The following is a 24,655-nucleotide window of genomic DNA, read 5'->3' on the forward strand; positions in this document are numbered from 1 at the left end:
CTAGCCAAACCGCGCCATAGTTTTAAACAGTAGTAGATCCAGCGGCATATAGAACAGATGCACAAGCAGCAGCAGGACCAACGCCATCACCAACGCGCCAATAATCCCCCACGCTCGCCATTTCTTGCGTCGCGCCTGTTCAGCCTGGGTGGAGATGAATGGCACGGCTACCAGCACGCGTCGGCCGAGCACGCTTTCCAGAGCGCCGACACCACGCACCCGCTGATTGAGCAACTCAAGCAGCATCACCAACGCCCCGCCACCGGCAGGTGCGAGCACCAGGCCCAGTGCGACGATTTTCTTGCGGTTGGGCTTTACCGGTTTCTCCGGCATCAGCGGTGGCTCCAGCAACACGAAGCGCTCGGCCTTGTTTTCCTGCTCCAGGCTTTCGGTGATTTTCGCCCCCATTTCCTTGGCGCGGATCTCTTCGTACTTTTTGCGTGCGTTGTCATGGTCACGCATCAGGGTGACCAGGCCGCGCTCGACTTGCGGGGCCTGGAGGATCTCCGCCTCATAACCTTCGATCTTGCTGCCCAACTGGCGCTTCTGCTCGGCCAGCGAGGCAATCCGGTCCTGGGCCGCCACCAGTTTGGCTCGGGCCCGGGCAACATCGAGGCTTACGCCCGAGGCGGCGTTGGCTTTGCTGCCGCTGGCCTGCAGCGCATCGATCTTGCGCTTGATCGCCAGCACATCCGGGTGCGCTGGCGTGTAGCGGGTCAACAGCCGGGCGTACTCTGCCTTGAGGCTGGGCAGGTCCTGCATCTGGTCGGATGCACTCGAACGTGCGCCATCGGTCTTGGTCGCAAGCCCTGCATTCGCCGCCGACAGCTCCAGCTCCATATAGCGCAGCTCTTCCTGGGCGCTTTTGTAGTCGCGATCGACTTCGCGGTACTCCAGCTCCGAGCGCGACAGCATGCTCATGCGCAATGCCTGGTTCTCGGGCAAGGCATTGGCGTTGGCTTGTTTGAAATCGGCGAGCTGGTTCTCCAGGGTGGCCAGCTCGGCGCCGAGCTTGTTGGCTTCCTGGGTGAGGAACTCGGTGGTTTCACTGGCCCGCTCGGTGCGTTGCTTCATGTTCTCGTTGAGGAACAAGGTGACCAGTTCGGTGGCAACTTCCTTGGCCACTTCCGGGCGTTTGTGCTCGAACGAGACGTTGAACGCCACCGTGGTCTCGCCGCGCCCCTTGACGAAGGTGCTGAGGGTGGTGACAAGGATCGCGTTGCGCATCTGGTCGATCTTGTCCGACTCACTGAGCTGGTGGCCCTTGTCGTTGAACAAGCCGTACTTGTCCATGATCTGCAGCAGGTTCTCGCGGGTCATCACGCGCTGGCGAATAACCTCGATGCGCTCATCGGCAAAGCTGTTGTTGTTCGCCGAAACCAGCTCTGGCGAAATCTGCTGGGACTCCACCAGGATGGTGCCGGTCGACTGAAAAGTCGGCGGCACCGTCAAGGCAATTCCGACCGTCACCGCCAGGATGACGATCATGCTTAACCCCAGCAGCAGGGCCCGGTCCTTGATGATGGCGAGGTAATCTTTGACGGACATCTCGTATTCAGTCTTCATGGCGGGCCCACGCTGAAAGTCAAAGGTCAGGGAGTCTGTAGGTCAGGGTCAATCCGATGATCGTAGCCACTGCATCCGGCACTTTGTCCTGCTGACGTTCCTTGTACATCATCGACAGGCGCAGGTCCCAGAACGGCGAGAACTCATGGCTGGCCCAGGCGCTGTAGGTTTGCAGGGTGTTCGGCGTCTGGCCCTTGCTGTCCTGCCAGGACGCTTCAAGGCCCACACGGTTGGTTTCGCTCACGGCATAGCTCCACAGCCCGCGTACCATGTCGAGTTCGGCGAAACCGCCCTCGGCGCTGGCGACGGTACTGCGCTCGGCGCTGAAGCTGGCATCGGCACGCTCACCGTTGTAGTTGAGCGACACCCCGCCCTCGCCACGGCGCCCGCCCCCGGATCCGGAAACCTGGTTGACGCCAGCGTGCACGGTGCCTTCAAGCCGGTCGGTCAGCTGATACTTCACGCCGACTGTCGGGGTATAGCTGTTGGTGGCCCGCGCCGTGTCGGTCTGCTCGGGTTCGTAACGGCGCACCAGCAGGCCGGTGAACACATCGGTGCGGGCGTTCCAGGCGTAGGTCAGGGTCGTGGCGTTGGCATACTCGTCGTAGCCCGTCAGCGTGGTGATGTCATAACGGGCGTGGGAGTAGGTGGTCTGGTTGTCCAGGGTGGTGCGATCGGTGAGGGCGTGGGTCCAGGTGCCCGTCAACAGGGTCATCTTCTGGGTGCCGTCGGTGGTCACCACACCGGTGTCCAGGACGCTGCCGGACAGTGTCGAGCTTTCGACATACTGCGCCTTGAGCCCGAACCGCCCCTTGTCGGTATCGCGTTGCCAGCCAAGACTGACATCGGGGTCTTCACGGTTGCCCATCACATTGGTGTCGGACGAGCGCAGTACATGCACGCCTAGCCCCAGGTTCACCTGGTCGCGGCCGTATGTGCCGACAAGGTTGTAAGTGGGCTCGATGAGTGTGCGCATAACACCCTTCTCGTCAGACGTCAGCAACAGCGGGTTGCTGTCGTACTCGACGGTCGTGGGAACCACGACCGAAGACTGCCAGTTGGCGGCCTGTACCAGGCCGGAAAACGGCATCATCATGATTGCCGTTGCAACGCTTGTTGTTCGAATAATTGGCACTATGCGGTCTTAATATTGAGTCAGACAGATCAGGGAACGACCAGTGTGTCGCCCGCCTGGAGTTGGAAGTTGGTGGACAGGTCACGCCCGGAAACCAGATCCTTGTAACGCACCGGTAGAACCTTTTGTGTCGCGCCCGTACCGCGAATGACCTTGATGGCGCTTTCGTCGGCGAATTTGTCCAGGCCGCCCGACATGCTCAGCGCCTGCAACACGGCGGTGGGGCCTGCCATGGGCACCGGGCCGGGCTTGATCACCTTGCCCTGCACATAGACGAGGTTGCCGGCAGTACCGGTCACCACGACGCTGACATTAGGCTCGGCGAGGTATGCCTTTAACCCGGCGCTGATCTTTTGCGCGGCAGCGGTCGGGTCGAGCCCGGCCACATTGACCCGCCCCGCCAACGGGAAGGTGATGCTGCCATCAGGCAGGACAGTGGTTTCCTGGCGCAGGGTTTCTTCCTGCCAGACCGAGATCATCACCCGGTCGCCAGGGCTCAGCAGATAGGGGGTAGCGGATGGGTCAGCACGGCCGGCACCAGACCACAGCATCAGCACGCACAGCACAGCAGACATTAGACGTACCATGGGGTCCCTCCGGCCTGATGGCCTGCAAAGAGCACTGATTGAGAACAACGCACTACATCTCGCTCTGGTCGCGGCGACAACCACCGCCGCGATGGCCCCGATCATCCTGGAAGCCAGTACCGTCTTGCGCCTGAACGCTGACACCTGAGCGTCAGGCTTGCCGGCTACTGGAATATAGCAATGGTAGGAAAATTGACAAGCTTCTGTAGGATGCCAGGGCCGCCAACAACAGATTTCACCTGTCAATTTACTGGCTTATTACCAAAAAGCATTGAAACTTTTTAGACAACTACAGAGGGCGCACACAACTCATTGACACACTTCAAATTTTACTTCTGTTGGCAACAGCTACAAAACCGATTACCGCAAATGCGAACAGCCAACCCGCCGTCGCCAAAGGAATAACGCTGGCATGGCTCATATAGGAATCGGCTGCCCGTGCGGCGCCGCTCAAAAGGACCAACAGGAAAATCGATTTGATGAAGAGTGTCGAGCGCATAATCCCCTCCTGCACAAGAGGATGAACGTTATTGTTGGGGAACAAAGATTGTATCGCTGTTGAATTTGAGCTTATGGGCACAATGATATTACGTCAACGATCCGACACCATAATAAATCTCAATCGAAGTCCTCTGTGCATGTCAATTTCTCGCCAGATGAAATATGCAGAGATTTGGCATTGATACAGGCCGGGCGAATGGCTGCGAAAGGTGTTTAACTTCGGCTATTTTCGGATTATCACAAGAGCGTATGAAGGGCCCATCAAGTCCCTGAGGCGACCAGGTAGCGGCTAAGGTGTTTCATCGATGAGAAGCCTAATGCTAATGGTTCGGCTTACAGTCAAAACATCAACGCCCCCGCTTGCATAACCACCGGCATCAGCGCAGGGCCATGCTCACAATGGCATCAAGTCCAGCGTGCGCTCCACTTCTGCAACATCGATCCGAAAGCCATCACCTTCCGGCACCCCGACCACAAAGCCGAAATGCTGGTGATCACGATCGGTCAGGTACTTGTAGTAACTGACAAACCGGTTTGGCGGCTGCAAGGTCAGCACACAACCACCTGGCTGCAGCACGTTGACGCCATGCACCAGCTGGCTGCCCTCGACGCCGATCACCACCTGCGCCCCCGCGCAGGCGGCGACGATACTCGGCACATCGGCCCGGAGCGGGTCGATGATGCGAAAGCCTCGGGTCTTGGCCAGGTGCTCGGCAACCGCGATTTCATTGCGCAACAAGCGCAAATCGCCATCGCCGCCACGCAAGATGAACACCCCCGGGTGGGGCGCTGCATCCACATGTGCCAGCAGTTTCTGGCCCATCGCGCGGTAGCGGGCATGCCGGCTGCGGTTGTTGCAGTGGTCGTCGAACAACACCAGTTCGCGGAAAAACGCACTGTGCAGGCGCAGCGGTCGCATATCCAGCCAGTCTTCATAGGCCGGGGCCTGGGTGAACAGCGGGAATCGCGCCGACGGCGCGGTGGTCACAGGCACCCCCTCGTCACAGGCCAGGGCATACGTGACGCAGTCTTCCATCAGCCAGGTACCAAACCACGAATTGCCGTTCTGCGTGCAGTAAACGGCGCCGCGCTCGATCTCGTGGTCCACGCTGATCCGTGGGAAGGTGCTGGGTTTTCGCGATAACCAATGGCTGGCATTGCCCTTGTAGAGCGCGCCGTCGATCAGCCAGGCGTCCTTGATCAGGTAGCCACGGGTTGCGCCCTGCTCGATGCACACCCCGCCCTCCATAGTCTGTGCGGGATGGACGTAAGGGTAGAAACGCTTGCCCTCCCAGCCGGTCACCCGCTCCAGCTGGCCCGGCAAATAGAAGGCCGCGGGCGATACCGTGGACTCCCCGGGGGCAATGTCCCAGCTTTTGTCCGCAATACTTTTAAGGTCGATGTCCGGTTTGCGCCCAAGGCGCTTTCTGGCCATGTTCTTGTACGCGGCCAACGTCCAGGTGTTATGTCGGGTAGGCGGTGCGCTGAAATTCGAAATACCACTTCCCATGATGTCCCCCTGCTTGAGCACAGCGTCACTGGTTTGGCGCAACATGCGCTCGAAATCCTGAACCTTAGCTGGACACGACCCGCTCCATGGTCGGCGGTATCGGCACGCTGGCGTAACGGCTGCGCAGGTTTTCCAGAAACTGCTCACCCGCGCCTTTTGCGCCATACAGGTAGATCTTGTGCAGGCCGCCGAACACCATTTCATGGTACCGACTGGCGACTTCCTCATCGCTTGGCCCATCGGGCACACCCAGGTGCAGCGTCAGCTTGTTGCCTTCGACGGCAAACAAGGGTGTGTCCCAGAGAAACTGGGCAACCCCCGCCTTGGGCAGCCGGACAAACATGTACGCGTGGTTGTTCAAGCCATCGATATCCCCACCGCGCCGTCTTTTCCATTTCAGCAGCCCGTCATCCGGCCGCGCCACGCACAGGCCGATGTCGTAATAGTCGTAGCCCTGCTCCAGGGCCCATTCGAGGGCCATGTAGGTGGTGATCGAGTTGACCTCACGCAGGCGTTTCGCATCCGCGAACACCGCTTCGCAGTAACCGAAGCGCAGGGTGCTCCAGTAACGTTTGCCGCCACGGGTGATCTCGCACCCCAGGTGGCAGGCAACCACCTCGCCCTCCAGCATGATCAGGTCGAGCCGGCCGACCCCCTTGGCCAGGCGGAACACATCGTCGGTGGGAAACTGCGCGGCATGAATACCCTGCCGTGCCGAGGCGTATGGGCGCAGCAGTTCGCGATCGGCCATGGCGATTTCGTCATCATCCAGGGTCTGGCGCATCTGATAGAGCGGCCGGTTCTTGCGGATGCTGCGGCGCAGCTCGCTGTCGTAACGCGCGGTGATCTCCTCCAGCGGGCGCCCTAACGGCACCACGGCGCTCAGGTAATGCGGTACGTTCAAGGCGCCTGTGGTCGGCATCTCACTCACCACCACCACGTGCCCCGATGCTGCAGGCAGCACGGGCTCGTTGGCGGCGGGGGCATTGCCCTGCCCCTTGCCGCCGATGAGCAATTTGGCCATCTCCCGGCGCTGCTTGCGACCGATGTACAGAATTTCGTAGGGGCTTTCCTGTTGCAGGCGGAACCTGGCTATTTCCCAGCGCCAGAAACAGGCGCGCCCGAGAAAATCGCGTAACTTGTTTGATACATTCCTGAGTTCATAGCGCATGGAGGGCGATATGAATTTACGGGCAACAGCCGCCAAGTATTGTTTCATCGCGCGTCAACGTCCTTTGCTGTTGTCGAATGTACACACCTGCATAGAACTGCCTAAGTGCTTGAAGCGCCAACCTAACCATCTGATATTCAACACTTAAAAAGTCATTAATCGCACTCACATTTAGAAACAATTAAAGGTGCAAGAAAATCACTTTGCAAGCGGCACATTGATATCAAGACCAGGTATTCCTTGGCGCCAATTTAATATCCAAGCACAGTGTCTTCGGGTCTGCCTGCCTATCGTCCCCATCATTAGCTATCTACCGCACCCGCTGACTCTTTTCGGTGCCTGCTGTTCACTCAATCGAACAGGAGTCACCGCATGCCCTACCCGGATAGCAACCCGCATCAACAGCTGCTCGAACAACAGCTTCCTGGCTGGACTCATCCGCTACCAGCCGAGCATTGGCAATCCCTGCGCGGCGCACTGGAACCCGCCCAAGGCCTACCTGGGGCAGAGGCCGATTGGTTCAACAATGCCGCCCCCGACCTGCGCGAAACCCTGCTCGCCAGCCAGGACCGCCTGGCACGCTCGCAACAGGCCTTGTCCCGCGCCCTCAAGGGGCTGCAGCAAATCAGCGAATTCTGCGAGCCCCTGCTGCAGGCACAACTTGCGCAAGACGGCATGTTCGCACCTGTACGTGACACCCAGCTGCTGCATGTGCAATGCGAGTGGTCCTGGCTCGGCACCCGCTTCCTGTACAGCAGCGAACGGCACAGCCTGCTGCAGGCGGCATTGCTCAATTTTGCCGGCGATGAGTCGTTCGACAGCCACAGTGCCATTGCTGCGGCAACCGACATCAGCGTGCAGCCGATCACCGTCGAAGGTTTCGCGCCCATCGGTTTCGACACCCCGGGCGCTACCTTTCAGATGGCATCCGAGGCCTATCAGGTAAACGCCCTGCCCCTCACGCCCCAGGCCTTTGCCAGCAGTTGCAGGCAACTTGACCTGGGCCAACGTTACCAGGAGCACCTGCAGCACATCTTCGACGGCAGCGACCAGGCACGGTTACGCTCCCTCGCCATGACAGTGCAGCGCGACCGTCTGCGGGTGGCGGCCGATATCGGCTATCTGCGCCACGCCCTCAGCGGCAGCGCCCGCGACGAAGTGGAGCGCCTGCTCAATGGTGAACCCGGCAATTGTTGGACGCTCACGCTGTTCGGCATCCCCTTGCATGAGGTGCTGCTGATCGACGCCGGCAAGGCCGGCCTGCTGCTGTACCTGCCGGGGCACAGCCCGGCATTGCAACTGTGCAAGGATCAGCAATCGGTGGAGGCCACGCTGGCGCAACGGTTGATCGACCCGCAAGCCCGCCAGCGCTTCCTGGCTTACCTGCCACTTGACCAGCGCGCACAGTTCCTCGACCTGCTGCGCCAGAACCTCGACGCCAGCGGCCTCGGCCTCAGTGACCAGACCTGGGTCAGTGCCAGCCCGGCGAACCTGCACCTGACCCTCACCCCGGTGCCTGGCGACGTATTCGGTTTCCTTCAGGATCGCCACCTGGCCCGGCTCAAGGCCGAAGCGCGCCTGCTGGCAGTGCCGACCGCCGATGCCGACGCGCAGGCGCGCAAGCGCCGTCGCGACGAGTGGTTGAGCCTTGGCATGGATGTACTGACCGTAGCCGGCTTTTTTGTCCCCGGGGTCGGCACTCTGCTGCTTGCCGTCATCGCCTGCCAACTGCTGGACGAGACCTACGAGGGCTATGAGGCATGGAGCATCGGCGATCGCCACCTGGCTTTGCGTCACCTCGAGGCCGTCGGGCTCAACCTGGCCTTGATCGGTGGCCTGCATGTGGCCGGCAAGGTGTTGCCGAAGTTGTTCAACAGCCCACTGATGGAAAGCCTCGATCAGGTGCGAGTGGCCGATGGCAGCCGACGGCTGTGGCGCCCGGAGCTCGCCCCTTACCGCAGCCCGATGGCCCTGCCTGAGACGCTGCAAGCCAACGCCAGCGGGCAGTTCGAGCATGACGGCAGGTATTTCATCCGCATCGACGGGCATCTGTATGAACAACGCCTCGACCCACAGTTCAAGCGCTGGCGCATCGTTCACCCGGAGCGCAACGACGCCTATCAGCCGCTGCTTGAGCACAATGGCGACGGCGCCTGGCATGCCGAGCACGAACAGCCCCAGGACTGGGAACTGGTCTACCTGATTCGGCGCTTGGGGCCGGAGTTCACGGGCTTCACTGACGATGAGCTGCGCCGCGCCACGCAGGTGTGCGGCCTGAGCGAAGACGCCCTGCGCCAGGTTCACCTGCGGTCCAGGCCCACCCCGCCGCTGCTGGCCGATACCCTGGCACGCTTGCGTGCCGAGCAGCAGGCCCTGGCCCGGATGGCGCAGGACGCCACCCTCGCCCACGCGCCACTGTTCGAGGGTTACTACAACCCGGCCAGCCCAGCTGACCCACTGGTCGATCAACTGCTGCTCGCCCATCCACGTCTGACCCGGCCGCTGGCCGCACGCCTGGTCGCCAGGCTGGCGGCCAGCGAACGCAGCACCGGTCAACTGCCGACCTGGCTCGACAATGCCGCCCGCCAGGTGGCAAGCGACTTACCCCTCACCCGCGCCCTGGAAGGCGTGTGGTTACCACGCCTGGCCGCAACCGACAGCGAGCGCCTGGTGCTCATGTACGTCGAACGGATGTCCGGCCGCTCGACGCTGCGCCTGGAACTGCGCGCTGGCAGCCCCCAAGGAACAGTGCTGCGCGCCATCGGCGACAGCCAGGCAAGCGAACGCTACACCCTGATCAAGTCCGCCGAGGGGTATGAGGCTTACCGCGGCGAGCGCCCGGTAGCCGGTACGCTCGATCAAGACCTGTGCCGCGCACTGGTCGAGGTTTTTTCCAGCGCCCGGTTACAGGCGTTGGGGCTGCGCATCAAGGGCGCCGAAGGTTTGCGCGAGCAGGTGCTGGCCCAGGATGATCGGCAGGGCCTGGCCAGAAGGCTCTGGGGCGGCGCTCCCGCGCGGTGGCGACAGGGCGGGCTGCGCGGCGGCGATGCAGGCGGCGGCTACTCGCCGCCGTTGCTGCGTGGCGCCACCCGTGGACGCTACCGGCGTCTGTACCCCAGCAGCGATGACCAACAGTTCCATGCCGACCTGTCGCGCTGGCACCGCCAGGGCATTACCCCGGAAATCGCGCTAGGCAGGCTGGAAGCCCGCCTGCAACGCCTGCGCGACGACCTGGCCGAATGGTCGGCCGGCTCACCCCGGCGCCAGCGGGCCGTGCGCCTGATCATCGACGCCTGGCACCGCGACTCACCCAGCCCGATCGCCCCAGGGCAGAACATCCACGCGCTGGACCTGGCGGGCCTCGAACTGACCAACGAGGATATCGCCAGCCTCGCCCTGCCGGATGATTTCGGGCACGTCGAGGAGCTCGAGCTCAGTGGCAACCCGCAGTTGAGCTGGCTGCACCCGGAGTTCCTCGAGCGCTTCCCGCTGCTGGAGCGCCTGCACCTGCGCAATAACCGATTCGCCACCCTGCCAGAGCTGGCCGCGCCACTGCGGCTGATCTCGCTCGACTTGCAAGGCAACCGCATCACCTGGGACGACCTGGCCCAGGCACGCCTGGAGCGCTCGTCAAACCTGCTGCACCTTGATCTCTCCGAGAACCCGCTGCTGCGCGCACCCGACCTCGGCAACCTGCGTGGCCTGCAACTGGTGAGCCTGGACAATACCAGCCTCACGCAATTGCCACACGGGCTGGACAGCCTGCCAACGCCTGCAGAAACAAGCGACGGCATCGGCCTTACGGTACTGGATCTCTCCGACAACCAGTTCACGGCCCTGCCGCAGGGGGTGGTGTTTCCGGAGCACGTCGCCCGTGCGATGGAGCTGGAAAGCGATTGGCTGACGCCGACAGTGCAGGGCCAGATCGATGCGTACTACCAGGCGCATGGCATCGATCTGCTGGTGGCCGACTACCAGTACGAGGAACTTCTCGAGGGCACCAATGCCGCCCAACAGGCGATCTGGCAGCGGCTGCCCATTGCCTACCGACGCGGGCTGCGCGCCGTTCTTGTCAACGATACCTACATGAATGACCCGGATACTGCACGACAGGAACTCTGGCGGCGCCTGCAGCGTATCGACGCCGAGCCGGTGATGCATGACTACGCGATGAGCCAGGCCCCCTGGCGAATACTCGAGCTGCCCATGTAGCGCAACCGGCAGCGGCGACGCTCACTCCCTGGCCGGGCGCCGCCGCTCGCGGTGCTCGGCCAGCCAGTGCTGCAAGGCCGACGCCGGCATCGGCCGGCCAAGCAAGAAGCCCTGCCCCTGGTCGCACCCGGCGTTGCGCAGAAAGTCGTACTGTTCCTGAGTCTCGATCCCTTCGGCAGTAATCCTGAAACCCAGGGCATGCCCCAGGTCGATGATCGCCCGGGCGATAGCCACCGCGTCGTCGTCGCCCGGCAGGTCCTTGATGAAGGCGCGGTCGATCTTCAAATGGTCGATCGGCAGCGCGCGCAGGTAGGCCAGCGACGAATAACCCGTGCCGAAGTCGTCCACCGCAGTGGCCACGCCCATCGCCTGCAACTGCGCCAGCACCGCGCAGGCCTGTTGCTGGCTCTCCATCAGCAGGCTCTCGGTGATCTCCACTTCCAGCAGGTTGGCCGGCAGCCCGTGCAGCTCCAGGGCACAGGCCAGGGCGCTGACATAGTCGCTGCGCTCGATCTGCAGCGCCGCCACGTTGATCGCCAACGGCCCGGGCAGCAGGTCCTGCGCTCGCCACTGCGCCAACTGCGCGCAGGCCAGTTCCAATACCCGCTCGCCCAACGGAATGATCAACCCGGTGCGCTCGGCCAACGGAATGAATTCACCCGGAGACACCAGGCCGTGCTGCGGGTCGCGCCAGCGCAACAACGCCTCGACCCCTTCCAGGCCACCACTGAACAGGTCGAGCTTGGGCTGGTACCACAGCTCGAACTCGTTGTATTCCAGGGCCCGGCGCAAGTTGCGCTCCAGCTCCAGGCGCTGCTGCAGGCGTTCGGTCATGTCCGGGTGGTACGGACGCCAGGCGTTGCGGCCGCTCTCCTTGGCCGCATACATGGCGGTGTCGGCGTGGCGCAGCAGGCTGTCGGCGTCCTCGCCATGCTGCGGGCACCAGGCCAGGCCAATGCTGCCGGTGACCAGGCTGGCATTGCCGTTGAGGTCGAACGGGCGCTGCAGACAACGCAGCACGGCACGGATCTGGTGGCTGACCTGGCCCTGTGTGCCCTGCAGCATGAACACGAACTCGTCGCCGCCCAACCGGCAAACCCGGTCCTGAGTGTCCAGCTCCTGCAGGAAACGCGCGGTGGCCTGCTGCAGCAACAGGTCGCCCATGGGGTGGCCGAGGCTGTCGTTGACCTGCTTGAAGCCGTCGATATCGAGCATCAGCACCGCCAGGCCATGGCCCTGCTCGATGGCCGCACTCAACTGCTGCAGGAACAGCACGCGGTTGGGCAGCCCGGTGATGGTGTCGTAGTGGGCCAGCCGCTCCAGCTGGGCCTGGTATTGACGCAGCTCGCGGTTACGCAGCGCCAGCAGGCGCTGCTTGCGGTTGAGCTGGGCGACGAAAAGGCTGAACAGGCCGGTGGTGGTCAAGGCGAACAGGAACAGCGGCGATGCAAACAGATTGAGCGTCGACCAGCCGCCACGCGGCGCGGCCACCAGTTGCCAGAGACCGCCCGGCACGTCCACGCTGACCTTCACCTGGGGCGCCTCGAACAACTGCGCATCCCCCCAGATCACCTCGCCATCGACGCCCTTGCCATCACTGCCACGCACTGCCAGTTCGAAGCCCGCCTCCGGGCGCAGGCCGGCGGTGAGCAGCAGGCGGTCGATGTCGGCGACGACCGAGAGGTTGCCCCAGTACAACTTCACCCCGCGCTTGCCGGTGACGAAGATCGGCCGCCGGTAGATCAGCCCCCGGCCACCCTGCAGCAGTTGCAGGGGGCCTGCCAGTACCGGAGCCTGCCGGTCACGCGCCGACACCAGCAGCGGAAACTGCAACGGCAAAAGCCGGTAATCGAGACCAAGCAGCCGCTCGTTGCCCTCCAGCGGGTAGACATCGCTCACCACATCCCCCGGCGCCAGGGCGATATGGCGCATGTAAGGCACCGAAGCCACGGCATCCCGGGCCATGCCGTGAAAATGCTCGACACTGATGCTGCCGTCGGCGCTGATCAGCTGGGCGATGCCCTCGGCCTCGCTGAACGCCGCGCGCAACTGCGCCTCCAGCGCTCCGCGCACACCGGACAGACGTGCGGCCAGGTTAGCCACCTGCTCGGCCTGCTCGCGCTGGGCATCAAGGTGGCCGAGCACCATGGACAGGCCGATCCCGACCACGGCGAAACCTACCGGCAGCATGCGATTGAGGGTACGGCGCAGGGCGCCCTTTTCGGGCAAGGGGTCATCGAGTGCGGGGCGATTGTTGCTGGTCATAGGCCTGACATCGGAGTCGATTCATCCTGTATCGGCGCACCCCAGGCAATGTTGAGCCAGACTGGTTTTTTTCCTGCGCGGGGTGCATGCTCGGATGCTGAAGCGTTTCACCCAGCCAAATACAAGAGGTGCTAGCCCCATGGAACGTCTGCTCGACTCGCTGTTTCCCACCCCTGACGACATCCCCGCGCAATGGCGCCTGGGCGAGCCTCTGGTGCAACGCGACTACCTGGTGGCCGGTGAACTCAGGCACTGGGACGGCCCGCTGGCCACGGTGCACAGCCCGGTGTGGCTCAAGCACAGTGACGGCGAGCGCCAGGTGACCCTCGGCAGCGCCCCGCTGCTCGACGCCGACACCGCCCTCACTGCCCTGGACGCCGCGGTCCAGGCCTATGACAAGGGCCGCGGCGCCTGGCCGACGATGCGCGTGGCCGAGCGCATCCAGCATGTCGAAACCTTCCTGGCGCGCATGCGCGAACAGCGCACGGCGGTGGTCAAGCTGCTGATGTGGGAGATCGGCAAGAACCTCAAGGACTCCGAGAAAGAGTTCGACCGCACCTGCGACTACATCGTCGATACCATCAATGCGCTCAAGGACCTCGACCGCCGCTCCAGCCGCTTCGAGCTGGAACAAGGTACCCTCGGCCAGATCCGCCGCGCGCCATTGGGCGTGGCGCTGTGCATGGGCCCCTACAACTACCCACTCAACGAGACCTTCACCACGCTCATCCCGGCGCTGATCATGGGCAACACCGTGGTGTTCAAGCCGGCCAAGTTCGGCGTGCTGCTGATCCGCCCGCTGCTCGAAGCCTTCCGCGACAGCTTCCCGGCCGGGGTGATCAACGTTATCTATGGCCGAGGCCGCGAAACCGTCAGCGCCCTGATGGCCAGCGGCAAGATCGACGTGTTCGCCTTCATCGGCACCCACAAGGCCGCCGCCGACCTGAAAAAGCTGCACCCACGCCCGCACCGCCTGCGCGCAGCGCTGGGCCTGGACGCCAAGAACCCCGGTATCGTGCTACCCCAGGTCGACCTGGACAACGCCGTCGAAGAGGCGGTCACCGGCGCCTTGTCGTTCAACGGCCAGCGCTGCACCGCGCTGAAGATCCTGTTCGTCCATGAAGACGTGGTCGAGCCGTTCCTCGACAAGTTTCAGCGCAAGCTCGCCGCGCTCAAGCCCGGCATGCCCTGGGAGCCGGGCGTGGCGCTCACGCCACTGCCTGAGCCGGGCAAGCTCGACTACCTCGACGGCCTGGTGGCCGATGCCACCGGCAAGGGCGCGCGGGTGCTCAACGAAGGCGGTGGCCTCAGCCGTGGTTCGTTCTTCTACCCCGCCCTGCTCTACCCGGTCAGCCAGGACATGCGCGTCTACCACGAGGAGCAGTTCGGCCCGCTGGTGCCGGTGGTGCCCTACCGCGACCTGCAGACCGTGATCGACTACGTGCTCGACTCGGACTACGGCCAGCAACTGAGCCTGTTCGGCAACGACCCCGCCACCATCGGCGCGCTGGTCGACACCTTCGCCAACCAGGTTGGCCGCATCAATATCAATGCCCAGTGCCAGCGCGGGCCGGACACCTACCCGTTCAATGGCCGCAAGAACAGCGCCGAGGGCACGCTGTCGGTGCATGACGCGCTGCGGGTGTTCTCCATCCGCACGCTGGTGGCGACCCGGTTCCAGGAGGCGAACAAGGAACTGATCAGCGAGATCATCCGCAATCGCCAGTCGAGTTTCCTGACCACCGACTACATCTTCTGACCGACGACGCCGCCCCCGCGTTTGCATAACGCGGGGGCGGCGCGTTTTTTATAGGCAATCGATCTAAACCCCAGGTCGATTTCCTGCCCGCCTGAACGACTCTAAGTCACCACCGTGGCGCAACGCGCACATGGCCCACCCAGGTGAAAGGAGAGTACGCAAATGGCAGTCAAGCCCATCCCCGAAGGCCAGCACAGCATCACCCCCTACCTCGGCATCAAGGACGCCGCCAAGGCCATCGAGTTCTACAAGAAGGCCTTCGGCGCGGTCGAGATGTTCCGCCTTGAAGACCCCCAGGGCCGCGTCGGCCATGCCGAACTGAAAATTGGCGATTCCTCGCTGATGCTCGGCGACCCCTGCGACATGCCGAACACCCTTAAGCCGAGCCAGACCATCGAGCATCCCGCCGTCGGCCTGCACCTGTACGTCGAGGACTGCGACAAGGTCTTCGCCCAGGCGATCGCCGCTGGCGCCCAGCAGTTGAGCGAGGTGAAGGACCAGTTCTACGGCGACCGCAGCGGCACCTTGAAGGATCCGTTCAACAACATGTGGTTCATCTCTACCCACAAGGAAGACCTGAGCGTCGAGGAAATCCGCGCCCGCGCGGCGAAAATGTTCGGCGGCAATTAAGCTGCAAGCCTCAAGCTGCACGCTTCAAGTTGAATCCCACGCGGCTTTGCTTGAAGCTTGCAGCTCGTAGCTTGGAGCTGCCCCTCAATGCGAATCATCGAAAAATCCGCCGCGCAAGTGCGCAGCCTGACCCCGGCAGAAGAAGAACTGCTGGTCGGCTTCGTCAACGCCACCCTCGCCGGCCCCCGACTGCTGCAGGCCAACCAGTGGCTGATGAAAGTGCGCGGCGCCAACCAGTGGCTGGCCTGCGACTGCCGCAAGGACGCCTTGCCGGTGCTCAACATCTCGTTGAACGGCAGCACCGGCACACTGTTCCTGCGCAACAACCCCGACACCCCCGAACACGCCCCCGGCTGCCCGTTCAGCAAGGATGAACGCGAAGCCGCGGAGCGCAGCGAGGAAATCAACCAACCTGCCGCCTGGCTGGCCCCGGATACGCCCCTGCGGCTGATCGGCGACTACCGCCGTGCCGATGAGCGCGAAGCGAGCGAAACCAGCCCGCGCACACCCGGCGAGCGCCGTGAACAGCAGCGCCTGCTGTCGCTGCTGCTGACCTGGATCGAGGCCAGCGGCCTGAACCTCTACGCCACCCACCTGAAGAAGGACCTCACCGCCCAGTTCGCCGAGCTGCGTGGCGTGGCCGCTCGCTACCCGTTGTTGGAGCGGGTGCCGGCCAGCAACTACCTGGAAACCCGCCTGGACATGAAGCACATGATGATGCTCAAGGCCCGCCTGCGCGAAGCCACGGTGTTCGGCAACCACCGCCGCCATGGCCTGCTGCTCGACTGCGTGGAGCAGATCAAGGGGCGCAAGGTGATCAATGCGCGCAGCGAGGACGGCTTCGACTTCCAGGGCCACCACCAGTACTGGGGCGGCAACCGCACCAGCGGTCCACTGCTGGCCCTGGCGCTGTATTCGCCGGCCACTGCCGGCAGCCACTTCTACGAAATGATCCACGTGGCCAGCGTGCCGGTGCTGTCGCGCGCGCAGCTGTTCCCGGTGTACCGCGACGAAGAGCGCGAACCGCTCAAGGCGCTGGTGTCGCTGATCGACTGGATGGCCGGCAAAGGCGTGAAGGTGCTGATGCGCCGCCCGGTGATCGGCGGCCAGGTGATGGATGAGCTGGTGCTCACCTCGGACCAGGACCGGGTGCTGTCGGTGTCGTTGCTGGAGCAGCCGGTCGGCCCGGAGCCGGACACCGAGCATTTCAAGCGCTACGCCGACTTCAAGAGCCTGGAGACCTTCCGCAAGTACGTGGCCGGGTTCTTCATGCGCGAGCGCTAGGCGGACAGCGATGAAACAACAGGAAAGATTGGCCCGAAACAGATGTGGGAGCTGGCTTGCCAGCGATGCGCCGCGCGGGCGGCGCTCGATTTCATAGGCGCTGCAAAAATACCGGCAAGCACTTGGCAGCCATCACGCGATATCCCGACAAGCACCTAGTGGTCATCACAGAATCCTAATTTTCAGGGCCAATAGTGTGGCGCCCAGCGCTCGCCCTGGGATCAGACGTGGGCCACCAGGTGCATGGCGACACTCTTACAGCGCCTTCAAGATCGAGCGCCGCCCGCGCGGCGCATCGCTGGCAAGCCAGCTCCCACATCTGTTTCGGGCCAGTCACTCCTGTGACTTCATCGCTGTCCGCCTTGGCGCATCTCTCAATATCTGCGAAGCATCGCCAGTGCCCGCCCCGATTCCCCAAAGCTGGGGCCACCTGCCCACCCGAATTTTTAAATTTGTAGATAGCTAGCCAGACTGCAGCCCCCGCCGCTAAAGGCCTGCAGAGCATCCTGAGCAACCTGGCACAACACTTGCCGACTCCTCCCCAGACGCCCCAACCCATGGGCCCGTTTGCAGGAGGAATCGACTCATGCACCGACCGACACCCCGTCCGCTGGCCATCGCGATCGTCGCCGGCCTGCTCCAGCTACCGGCACAGGCTGCGTTGTATGCGGTCGACCCCGGTCCCTACCCACCCGCGCCCGCAAGCGGCTTCCCAGCCTGGTATCAGGACAGCCATGGCCGCACCCTCGACCTGTGCCTGACCAAGGCCGTGAGTTCTCGGGTTGCCGGTGCGCCCGGCGCGCCAGCCTACATGTGCACGCTGTTGCCCACCCCCGGCGTGTTCGATGACACCCAACCCATAGTGTTCCCCACCAATTTCCCCGACGAAGCCTTCTGGTTCACCGCCGATGCCGCGATCGTCGACGCCGCCCGCGGTATCGACCTGAGCTTTGGCACAGCCATCGAAGCGGCCTTCGCCGCCGAAGAGCCGAAGGCCGGCGACCAGGTCAGCTTCGCCCGAGTGCGCATTCGCGTCGATGTCCCGGTGGCAGGCACCTATACCGTCACCCACCCCTATGGCGTCGAAGTGTTCGACGTGCCGGCTGGCGGGCGCCGGGCGATCAACATGACCCGCGACATCGGTATCGCCGGTGCGGGCGACTTCAGTGGCGCACTCAAGGGCGATGTCGGGCCGTTCCTGCGCAGCGTCAACGGCCCGTACACCGAAGGCAACGAACGTTTCATCGGCGACCCCAACCTGGACGAGCCGGTCACTGGCAGCCCGTTCAACACCAACTTTGTGCGCATCGAAGGCCCCAACGGCATCGACCTGCGCACCACGGTCTTCAGCGTGTCCGGCAAGCTGTCCGAGGTCAACCGGCCTACCCCGCTGATCCCGCAGCGCAGCACCTACTCCCGGCATACCGAAAACGGCAATCTGCGCGCCCAGCAGGATGTGTTCGTCATGGCGCCGCCGGCACCGGCCACCGTCACCCTCAGCAGCCAGAACCCGGCACTGGCCTTGGGCGAAGCCAACGGCACCGGCAGCTGGTATGCCCAGTCCGTACTCAACCCCACCCTGCCACTGACCCTGCAGGTCACCGCCGACAACAGCCTGGCCATCACCACCAGCACCCCGACCACCACGCCGATGCCCTTGACCGATCTGGTGGTGATCAGCCGCGCCGAATACAGCCTGGGCAGCGGCCAGCTGACCGTGGTGGCCAGCAGCAGCGACGAGACCAGCCCTCCAGCCCTGACCGCGCATACCGGCAACGGCGCGCTGATCGGCAACCTTAGCGGCAGCGGCGCGGTGAAATCCATGACCACCGGGCTGACGCCGATACCACCGGCCACGGTGCAAGTCAGCAGTAGTAATGGCGGCAGCGACAGCGAACCCGTGGTGCTGGTGCCATGAACAGACTTCCAGGAGGCAGCATGAATACTTGGTCACGCCGGGCGCTGTGCGCCGCCGGTTTCAGCCTCAGCGTGAGCAGCGCGGCCTGGGCCGTGCTGACCGAGGTCGACCCGGGCCCCTACACCTTCGCCACCGGGGGCTACCCCATGTGGTACAAGGACGCCACCAACCTGTCGCTGGAACTGTGCCAGTCGCGTGCCACCAGTACCCGCTTCCCCGGTGCGCCAGGCGCCCCGGCCTACATGTGCACCCTGCTGCCGGAGCCTGGGGTCTATGACGACACCTTGCCGCTGGTGTTCCCCGACAACTGGCCGCCCGAGATGTTCTGGTTCCTCGCCGAGACCTCGATCCCTGCAGTAGGCAACAGTGGCTACGAGCTGGAAGTCTATGTGGCCGGCGTAGAGGCGGCCTTCGCCGCCGAGAACCCGGTCGACGGCGACCAGCAGAGCTTCGCCCGCATCCGCATCCGCGCCTCGATACCCACCGCAGGCACCTACACCATCACCCACCCCTATGGCGTGGAAACCGTCACCGTCGCCGCCAACCAGGTGGGCCGCCGCGCGGTCAACATCACCCGCGACATCGGCATCGGTGCCCCGGGGAACTTCAGTGGAGCGCTCAACGGCGACATCGGTCCGTTCCTGCGCGGTGTCGGCGGCCCGTACACCGAAGTCAATCCGGACACCGGCGCCACCGAAACCTTCGTCGGCGACCCCAACACCACCGAAGCGGTGACCGGCAGCCCGAATAACACCAACTTCGTGCGCATCCAAGGCCCGGCGGGCACGATCCAGACCAACACCTTCACAGTCTCCGGCAAGGTCCTCGACCAACGCGCCCAGACCCCGGTCACCCTTGAGCGCGCCACCTACTCGCGCACCGGCGTCGGCACCCGCGTCGAAGTCTTCGCCAAGGCGCCGAACACCGCCAGCCTGTGCCTGCGCAATGGCCTGGCGCTGGTCGGCTCGCCACCCTCGCCCTGCCAGTTCAACCTGCTGCCAGACAACAACGGGCTGTTCTTCAGCCAGCAGTTGAGCCAGGCCGCACCACCGCCAGTGGTGGTGGTCACCGCCAGCAGCAGCGGCGGCACCACCAAACCCACCGCCGTGTCGAGCAAGCTCAGCGACGTGGTACGGGTCACCAACGCCCGCTACGACTGGGTCACCAAGCGCCTGCTGGTCGAGGCCCGCTCCAGCGACGAGGTGGCAGTGCCAGACCTGGTGGTGCAAGGCTACGGGCGCATGTCCAAGGCCGGCGTGCTGCAAAGCCTGACGGTCAACGACCTGAACCAGCCACCCGCCAGCATCACCGTCAAGTCCGCCCATGGCGGCAGCGACGTCGAGCCGGTGGTGGTGGTCGGCAACGCGCCGATCTCGGCCGGCAACCAGCCGCCGCTGGCCCAGGCCGACAGCGGCAGCACCAGTGTCGGCGTCCCGGTCACCCTCAACCTGCTGGCCAACGACAGCGACCCGGATGGCAACCTGCCACTGACCATCAGCGACCTCACCCAACCCGGCACCGGCCTGGGCGGCGTGGTGATGAACGGCACCACTTCCGTTACCTACACACCACCGGCCGGCGCCACCAGCCCGCTGGTGGCGACCTTCAGCTACCGCGCCATGGATGCCAAGGGGCTGAAGTCGGACCCGGCCACGGTCACCGTCAACGTCACGCCCAACCGGGCACCCACGGCAGTGGCCGACAGCGTCGCCACCCTGGGCGTACCCCTGACCATCGACGCCTTGGCCAACGACACCGACCCGGAGGGCAATCTGCCGCTGACCATCGCCAGCGTCACCCAGCCGATCCCGGCCGGGCGCGGCACGGTGAGCAGCAACGGCAGCACCATCACCTACACGCCACCGGCCACGGTCACCGCAGCGTTCAGCACCACCTTCACTTACATCGCGCGTGACTCGATCGGCGCCCTGTCCACCCCTGGCACGGTCACCGTGCAGGTGTCGCCACGGCCACCCCAGGAGACCTTCGCGGTCACCGCGGCAACGGTCACGGCCCGCTCCAACAACCGCTACAACTGGGACATCAGCGGCACCTCATCGGTGACCACGGGCAACACCATCACCGTACGGGTGACCACCACCACCGGCGTGCAGACCCTGGGTACCACCACCGTGCCGGTCACCGGCCGCTGGCGCCTGGCCGTCAGCAACAGCACCACGGCAGTACCGACGGCGGCGCCTACGGCAACCGTGACCAGCAGCCAGGGCACCACGCGCACCGTCAACGTGGTGGTGCAGTAAGCCAAAGGAGCGCGCCATGAAACGCCTGTCCCCGCTGCTGCTGTGCCTGGCCCTGAGTGGCCAGGCCTGGGCCGACGATCTGATGGACAACGCCGACCTCGCGGCCGGCAACGACCTGGGCGAGCCGCTGGTGCTGCGGCTGCTGCCCAGCGCTGCCGGCCAGCTGGCGGTGATCGAGCAGCAGGGCAACGGCAACCGCGCCGCCCTCGACCAGAACGGTGTGGCCCTGCTGGGCCAGATCGTCCAGGCCGGGGGCGCGCAGGAGGCGTACATCCTGCAGCAAGGCAGCGACCTGATGGCCTCGATCAACCAGCAGGGCTACGGCAACAACGCATCGATCCGCCAGAACGGCAGCGGCAACACGGCCGCCATCGAGCAGATCGGCAACCACAACACCGCCACCATCGAGCAGAGCGGCACGGGGCTGACCAGCGCCGTGACCCAGGCCGGCAATGGCCAGCAAGTGCACATCACCCAATACCGTTAACGCCATCGAAACCGCAGGAGGCTTCACCATGTACAAGCTCGCCCCCTTGAGCGCCGCCATTGTCCTGGCGCTGGCCGGCCAGGCCATGGCCGACGACAGCACTTCGACCCAGACCCAGCAAGGCAACAAGAACATCGCCGAAGTGAAACAGACCCAGGCCTCGTACGCCTCGGCCAGCCAGAGCCAGACCGGCCGCGACCACAACCACATGGCCGTGCAGGACAACAGCACCAGCGATATCCAGCAGATCGCCACCGGCTCGCTCAACGCCGGCTACGCCGAGCAGCTGTTCGAAAACGGCAGTCAGATCACCCAGCTGTCCGGCGGCACCCTCAACGACGCCTTCGCCAGCCAGTCGGTGGGCGAGAACAACCAGGCCCTGCAGATGCAGGAAGGCACCGGCAACCGCTCGGTGATCTGGCAGGACACCCAACTCGGCAGCCAGGCCACCACCCAGCAATCGGGGCAGCGCAACGACGCCACCATCGAGCAACTGTTCGGCGGCAGCAACAACCGCAGCCTGATCAACCAGAGCGGCAACGACAACCAGGCCGCCGCCGAGCACCTCACCCACCAGGACGGCGACATCGCCATCTACCAGCAGGGCCGGGAAAACTGGGCCTACGGCGACCAGCGCAACGGCTTCGGCGGCACCATTGGCATCGACCAGTACGGCACCGGCCATTCCGTGGAGGTGTGGCAGGACAACCAGACCGCCAGCCAGGCCAGCGTCTACCAGACCGGCCAGCTCAACGAAGGCTACATCGACCAGAGTTTCGGCGAGGGCAACAGTGCCACCCTGAGCCAGAACGGCCGCGCCAACGCCAGTTGGTCGGACCAGTTCGAGACCAACCAGTCGGTGACCAGCATTTCGCAGACCGGCAACAACAACCTGCACTTCACCTACCAGACCGGTGACAACCACAGCCTGACCATCACCACCCAGGGCAACGGCAACAAGGTCCTGGCCAGCAACTGGAAGGGCGAGAAATCCGGTGGGCAGTTCGGCAACGACCAGCGCGCCGAGATCCGCCAGGTGGGCAATCAGAACAGCGTCAACCTCAACCAGAAGGACACCGGCCAGTTCGCCAAGCTGAGCCAGAACGGCAACCGCAATACCATGGAAACCAAACAGGCCGATACCAATAACGAGCTGTATTTCGAGCAGAACGGCAGCGACAACCTGCTGATTGCCGACCAGCGCGGTACCGCCAACTACGCCGAGGGCATTTCCGCCGGCAACGGCGGCATCGTCAACATCGACCAGTCCGGCAGCGGTAACCAGAGCTACACCTACCAGCTGTACGGCAGCGGCAACCAGGCCACCATCAAACAGACCGACGGCGTCAACGTCGCCTACGTGACCCAGGGCGGCAACGGCAACCAGGCCTTCGTCGACCAAGCCGGTGCCAGCCAGACCGCCAGCATCACCCAGTACGGCAACACCAACATGGCCACCGTCACCCAGCACTGACCCGCTCCCCCTTTGAACTGCGGTGTCCGCTCTCCCTGGCGCCGCGGTTCCTTTTTCCCTCACCTGGCAACAGCGCTACACTGGCCGCCTGTTCTGCCTGCTCGGCCGCCACCTGATGATCCAGTCCGACCTCGACCTGTTCGGCCCCCAGCCACAACGCCTGGCCAGCCATACCGTGCTGCTGCCCGGCTTCGCCCTGGGCGAGGTCGAAGCCCTGCTCGATGCCTTGCGCCCGGTGCTGCGCGCCGCACCCTGGCGGCACATGCACACCCCCGGCGGCCAGCGCATGGCGGTGGCGCTGAGCAACTGCGGGGCACTGGGCTGGGTCAGCGATGAGCGCGGCTACCGCTACAGCCCGCTCGACCCCTTAAGCGGCCAGCCCTGGCCGGCCCTGCCAGCCGTGTTGCTGGCACTGGCCGGGCGCGCTGGCGCGCTGGCCGGGTTCGAAGGCTTCGTGCCGGACGCCTGCCTGATCAACCACTACCTGCCCGGCACCCGGCTGAGCCTGCACCAGGATCGCGACGAGCGCGACTTCGGCCAGCCGATCGTGTCGATTTCACTGGGGTTGCCCGCAGTGTTCCTGTTCGGCGGGCTGCAACGCGCCGACCGCGCGCAGCGAATCGCGCTGAACCATGGTGACGTGCTGGTCTGGGGCGGCGAAGACCGCCTGCGCTTTCACGGCGTGCTGCCGATCAAGCCCGGCGTGCATCCTCGACTGGGGGAGCGGCGCATCAACCTGACTTTGCGCAAGGCGGGGTAAGGACTTTACGGCCCACGCTGGTCAAAGCGCAGCGACCGTCTTTACTTGCTGTAACACCCACCCACATCGGTGTGCGCCTATGAAGATCGTGGTCACCAGCATCCTCGTCGACGACCAGGCCAAGGCCCTGGCGTTCTACCACTACGTGCTCGGCTTCGAGCCCAAACATGATGTACCCATGGGCAAGCATCGCTGGCTCACCCTCACCTCCCCCAACGACCCCAACGGCGTCGAGCTGCTGCTCGAACCCGATGCCCATCCGGCAGCCAAGACTTACAAGACTGCGCTGAAACAGGATGGAATCCCGGCCACCTCGTTCAGCGTGCGCGATATCCAGGGCGAATACACCCGGTTGTGCAAGGCCGGCGTGCAGTTCACCCAGCCACCCACGGATGTGGGGCCGGTGACTGTGGCGGTATTCGACGATACCTGCGGCAACCTCATCCAGATCGCGCAACGTCACTGACCCCGACGCTATCGGGCAACGCCGCGGTGGCGTCGCCCTTGCTCGCTCCGCTACATTGCTCGATCCCGCTCAGCGCAGCCACAACAAGGAAAAACCATGCGCTATGAATTCAGCGAGGTCCTCAACGACCTGGTCGACTATTTCCTGCTCGGCGACATTCAGCTGCTGGAGCACTTCAAGCACGAACACGATCTGCCCGATGACCTGGCGCGCGCCTTCACCACTGGAGACAGTGGCGACCTGGCGGTGCACGAGGGCGTAATCCTGCCTTTGGCCGGTATCGACAACCTGCCTTACCGCATCCTGTTCACCCTCGATGAGGGCACCCCGGCCCTGCTCGAACCGGGCAGCCGCCTCAAGCACCGCCGTAAAGGCCATGTGCTGCGGGTGGAGAACCGCGCACTGATGCTGTTCACCTGGCGCGTGCTGCAGCATTTCACCAACAAGACCCTGGGCGACCTGCTGGCCCGCTACCAGGAGCCAGGGCGGCCGATCATCGAGCTGGCCAACGGCTTGTATGAGGTGGAGGTGCTGGCGGGGGCGCTGGTGCGCGATGGGCTGTACGAACCGGCGTTCGAGTTCGTCTTGAAGAAGACTTACAGCCACGCCGGCAACGCCAAGGTCGATACCGGCTATCGCTACAGCCTGCGCGGGTATTTCGACTGAGTG

At 64.1% G+C, this 24,655-nt stretch carries 18 protein-coding genes; 11 read left to right on the top strand and 7 right to left on the bottom strand.

Going from position 1 to position 24,655, the window contains the following annotated elements; genetic code table 11:
* From ACQ4N9_RS10870 to ACQ4N9_RS10895, 6 genes are all read right to left on the bottom strand, one after another.
* Positions 1-1,566, bottom strand: a complete 1,566-nt coding sequence (locus ACQ4N9_RS10870) for a GumC family protein (protein ID WP_390969223.1) — start codon at positions 1,564-1,566, stop codon at positions 1-3.
* A 19-nt stretch (positions 1,567-1,585) separates the two neighbouring features.
* Positions 1,586-2,656, bottom strand: a complete 1,071-nt coding sequence (locus tag ACQ4N9_RS10875) for a hypothetical protein (protein WP_390969337.1) — start codon at positions 2,654-2,656, stop codon at positions 1,586-1,588.
* 74 nt (positions 2,657-2,730) lie between these two features.
* Positions 2,731-3,288, bottom strand: coding sequence for a polysaccharide biosynthesis/export family protein (locus ACQ4N9_RS10880; protein ID WP_125858487.1), 558 nt, complete (start codon positions 3,286-3,288; stop codon positions 2,731-2,733).
* Between the two features lie 322 nt (positions 3,289-3,610).
* On the bottom strand, positions 3,611-3,787 hold the full coding sequence (gene eppA / locus ACQ4N9_RS10885) for an EPS-associated small membrane protein EppA (protein WP_178125794.1): 177 nt from the start codon (positions 3,785-3,787) through the stop codon (positions 3,611-3,613).
* Between the two features lie 396 nt (positions 3,788-4,183).
* Positions 4,184-5,299: a glycosyltransferase 61 family protein gene (locus ACQ4N9_RS10890; RefSeq protein ID WP_390969335.1), complete on the bottom strand. Its 1,116-nt coding sequence runs from the start codon at positions 5,297-5,299 to the stop codon at positions 4,184-4,186.
* Between the two features lie 64 nt (positions 5,300-5,363).
* The gene (locus ACQ4N9_RS10895; RefSeq protein ID WP_390969221.1) at positions 5,364-6,518 is read right to left on the bottom strand and encodes a hypothetical protein; all 1,155 of its coding nucleotides are present in this window, start codon (positions 6,516-6,518) and stop codon (positions 5,364-5,366) included.
* Between the two features lie 324 nt (positions 6,519-6,842).
* Here ACQ4N9_RS10895 and ACQ4N9_RS10900 point away from each other — a divergent pair, with 324 nt between their 5' ends.
* Positions 6,843-10,682, top strand: a complete 3,840-nt coding sequence (locus ACQ4N9_RS10900; RefSeq protein ID WP_390969219.1) for a dermonecrotic toxin domain-containing protein — start codon at positions 6,843-6,845, stop codon at positions 10,680-10,682.
* A gap of 21 nt (positions 10,683-10,703) precedes the next feature.
* On the opposite strand, the gene ACQ4N9_RS10905 is transcribed toward ACQ4N9_RS10900, so the two are convergent.
* Entirely contained in the window at positions 10,704-12,947 is a 2,244-nt protein-coding gene (locus tag ACQ4N9_RS10905) for a putative bifunctional diguanylate cyclase/phosphodiesterase (RefSeq protein ID WP_390969217.1), read from the bottom strand.
* A gap of 139 nt (positions 12,948-13,086) precedes the next feature.
* On the opposite strand from ACQ4N9_RS10905, the gene ACQ4N9_RS10910 reads away from it, so the two are divergent.
* From ACQ4N9_RS10910 to ACQ4N9_RS10955, 10 genes are all read left to right on the top strand, one after another.
* Positions 13,087-14,706 carry an NADP-dependent glyceraldehyde-3-phosphate dehydrogenase gene (locus ACQ4N9_RS10910; RefSeq protein WP_390969215.1) on the top strand — a complete coding sequence of 540 codons (1,620 nt, stop codon included), beginning with the start codon at positions 13,087-13,089 and terminating at the stop codon, positions 14,704-14,706.
* Positions 14,707-14,868: 162 nt separating this feature from the next.
* A complete protein-coding gene (locus ACQ4N9_RS10915) occupies positions 14,869-15,336 on the top strand; it encodes a VOC family protein (RefSeq protein WP_258646406.1) in 468 nt (155 codons plus the stop codon).
* Positions 15,337-15,423: 87 nt separating this feature from the next.
* Positions 15,424-16,620 (top strand): hypothetical protein, encoded by a 1,197-nt coding sequence (locus ACQ4N9_RS10920; protein ID WP_390969213.1) that lies wholly within the window; start codon positions 15,424-15,426, stop codon positions 16,618-16,620.
* Positions 16,621-17,206: 586 nt separating this feature from the next.
* On the top strand, positions 17,207-18,538 hold the full coding sequence (locus ACQ4N9_RS10925) for a hypothetical protein (protein ID WP_390969211.1): 1,332 nt from the start codon (positions 17,207-17,209) through the stop codon (positions 18,536-18,538).
* A gap of 20 nt (positions 18,539-18,558) precedes the next feature.
* Positions 18,559-20,799, top strand: a complete 2,241-nt coding sequence (locus ACQ4N9_RS10930) for an Ig-like domain-containing protein (RefSeq protein ID WP_390969209.1) — start codon at positions 18,559-18,561, stop codon at positions 20,797-20,799.
* A 16-nt stretch (positions 20,800-20,815) separates the two neighbouring features.
* Positions 20,816-21,286, top strand: a complete 471-nt coding sequence (locus ACQ4N9_RS10935) for a curlin (protein ID WP_390969207.1) — start codon at positions 20,816-20,818, stop codon at positions 21,284-21,286.
* 28 nt (positions 21,287-21,314) lie between these two features.
* Positions 21,315-22,760: a curlin gene (locus tag ACQ4N9_RS10940; protein WP_390969205.1), complete on the top strand. Its 1,446-nt coding sequence runs from the start codon at positions 21,315-21,317 to the stop codon at positions 22,758-22,760.
* A gap of 115 nt (positions 22,761-22,875) precedes the next feature.
* A complete protein-coding gene (alkB, locus tag ACQ4N9_RS10945; protein WP_390969333.1) occupies positions 22,876-23,520 on the top strand; it encodes a DNA oxidative demethylase AlkB in 645 nt (214 codons plus the stop codon).
* 79 nt (positions 23,521-23,599) lie between these two features.
* Entirely contained in the window at positions 23,600-23,986 is a 387-nt protein-coding gene (locus ACQ4N9_RS10950) for a VOC family protein (RefSeq protein ID WP_390969203.1), read from the top strand.
* A 96-nt stretch (positions 23,987-24,082) separates the two neighbouring features.
* Positions 24,083-24,652: a hypothetical protein gene (locus tag ACQ4N9_RS10955; RefSeq protein WP_390969201.1), complete on the top strand. Its 570-nt coding sequence runs from the start codon at positions 24,083-24,085 to the stop codon at positions 24,650-24,652.
* The last annotated feature ends 3 nt before the right edge of the window (positions 24,653-24,655 follow it).

The sequence above is a fragment of the Pseudomonas sp. ES1 genome, assembly GCF_050586605.1.
Lineage (GTDB): Bacteria > Pseudomonadota > Gammaproteobacteria > Pseudomonadales > Pseudomonadaceae > Aquipseudomonas > Aquipseudomonas sichuanensis.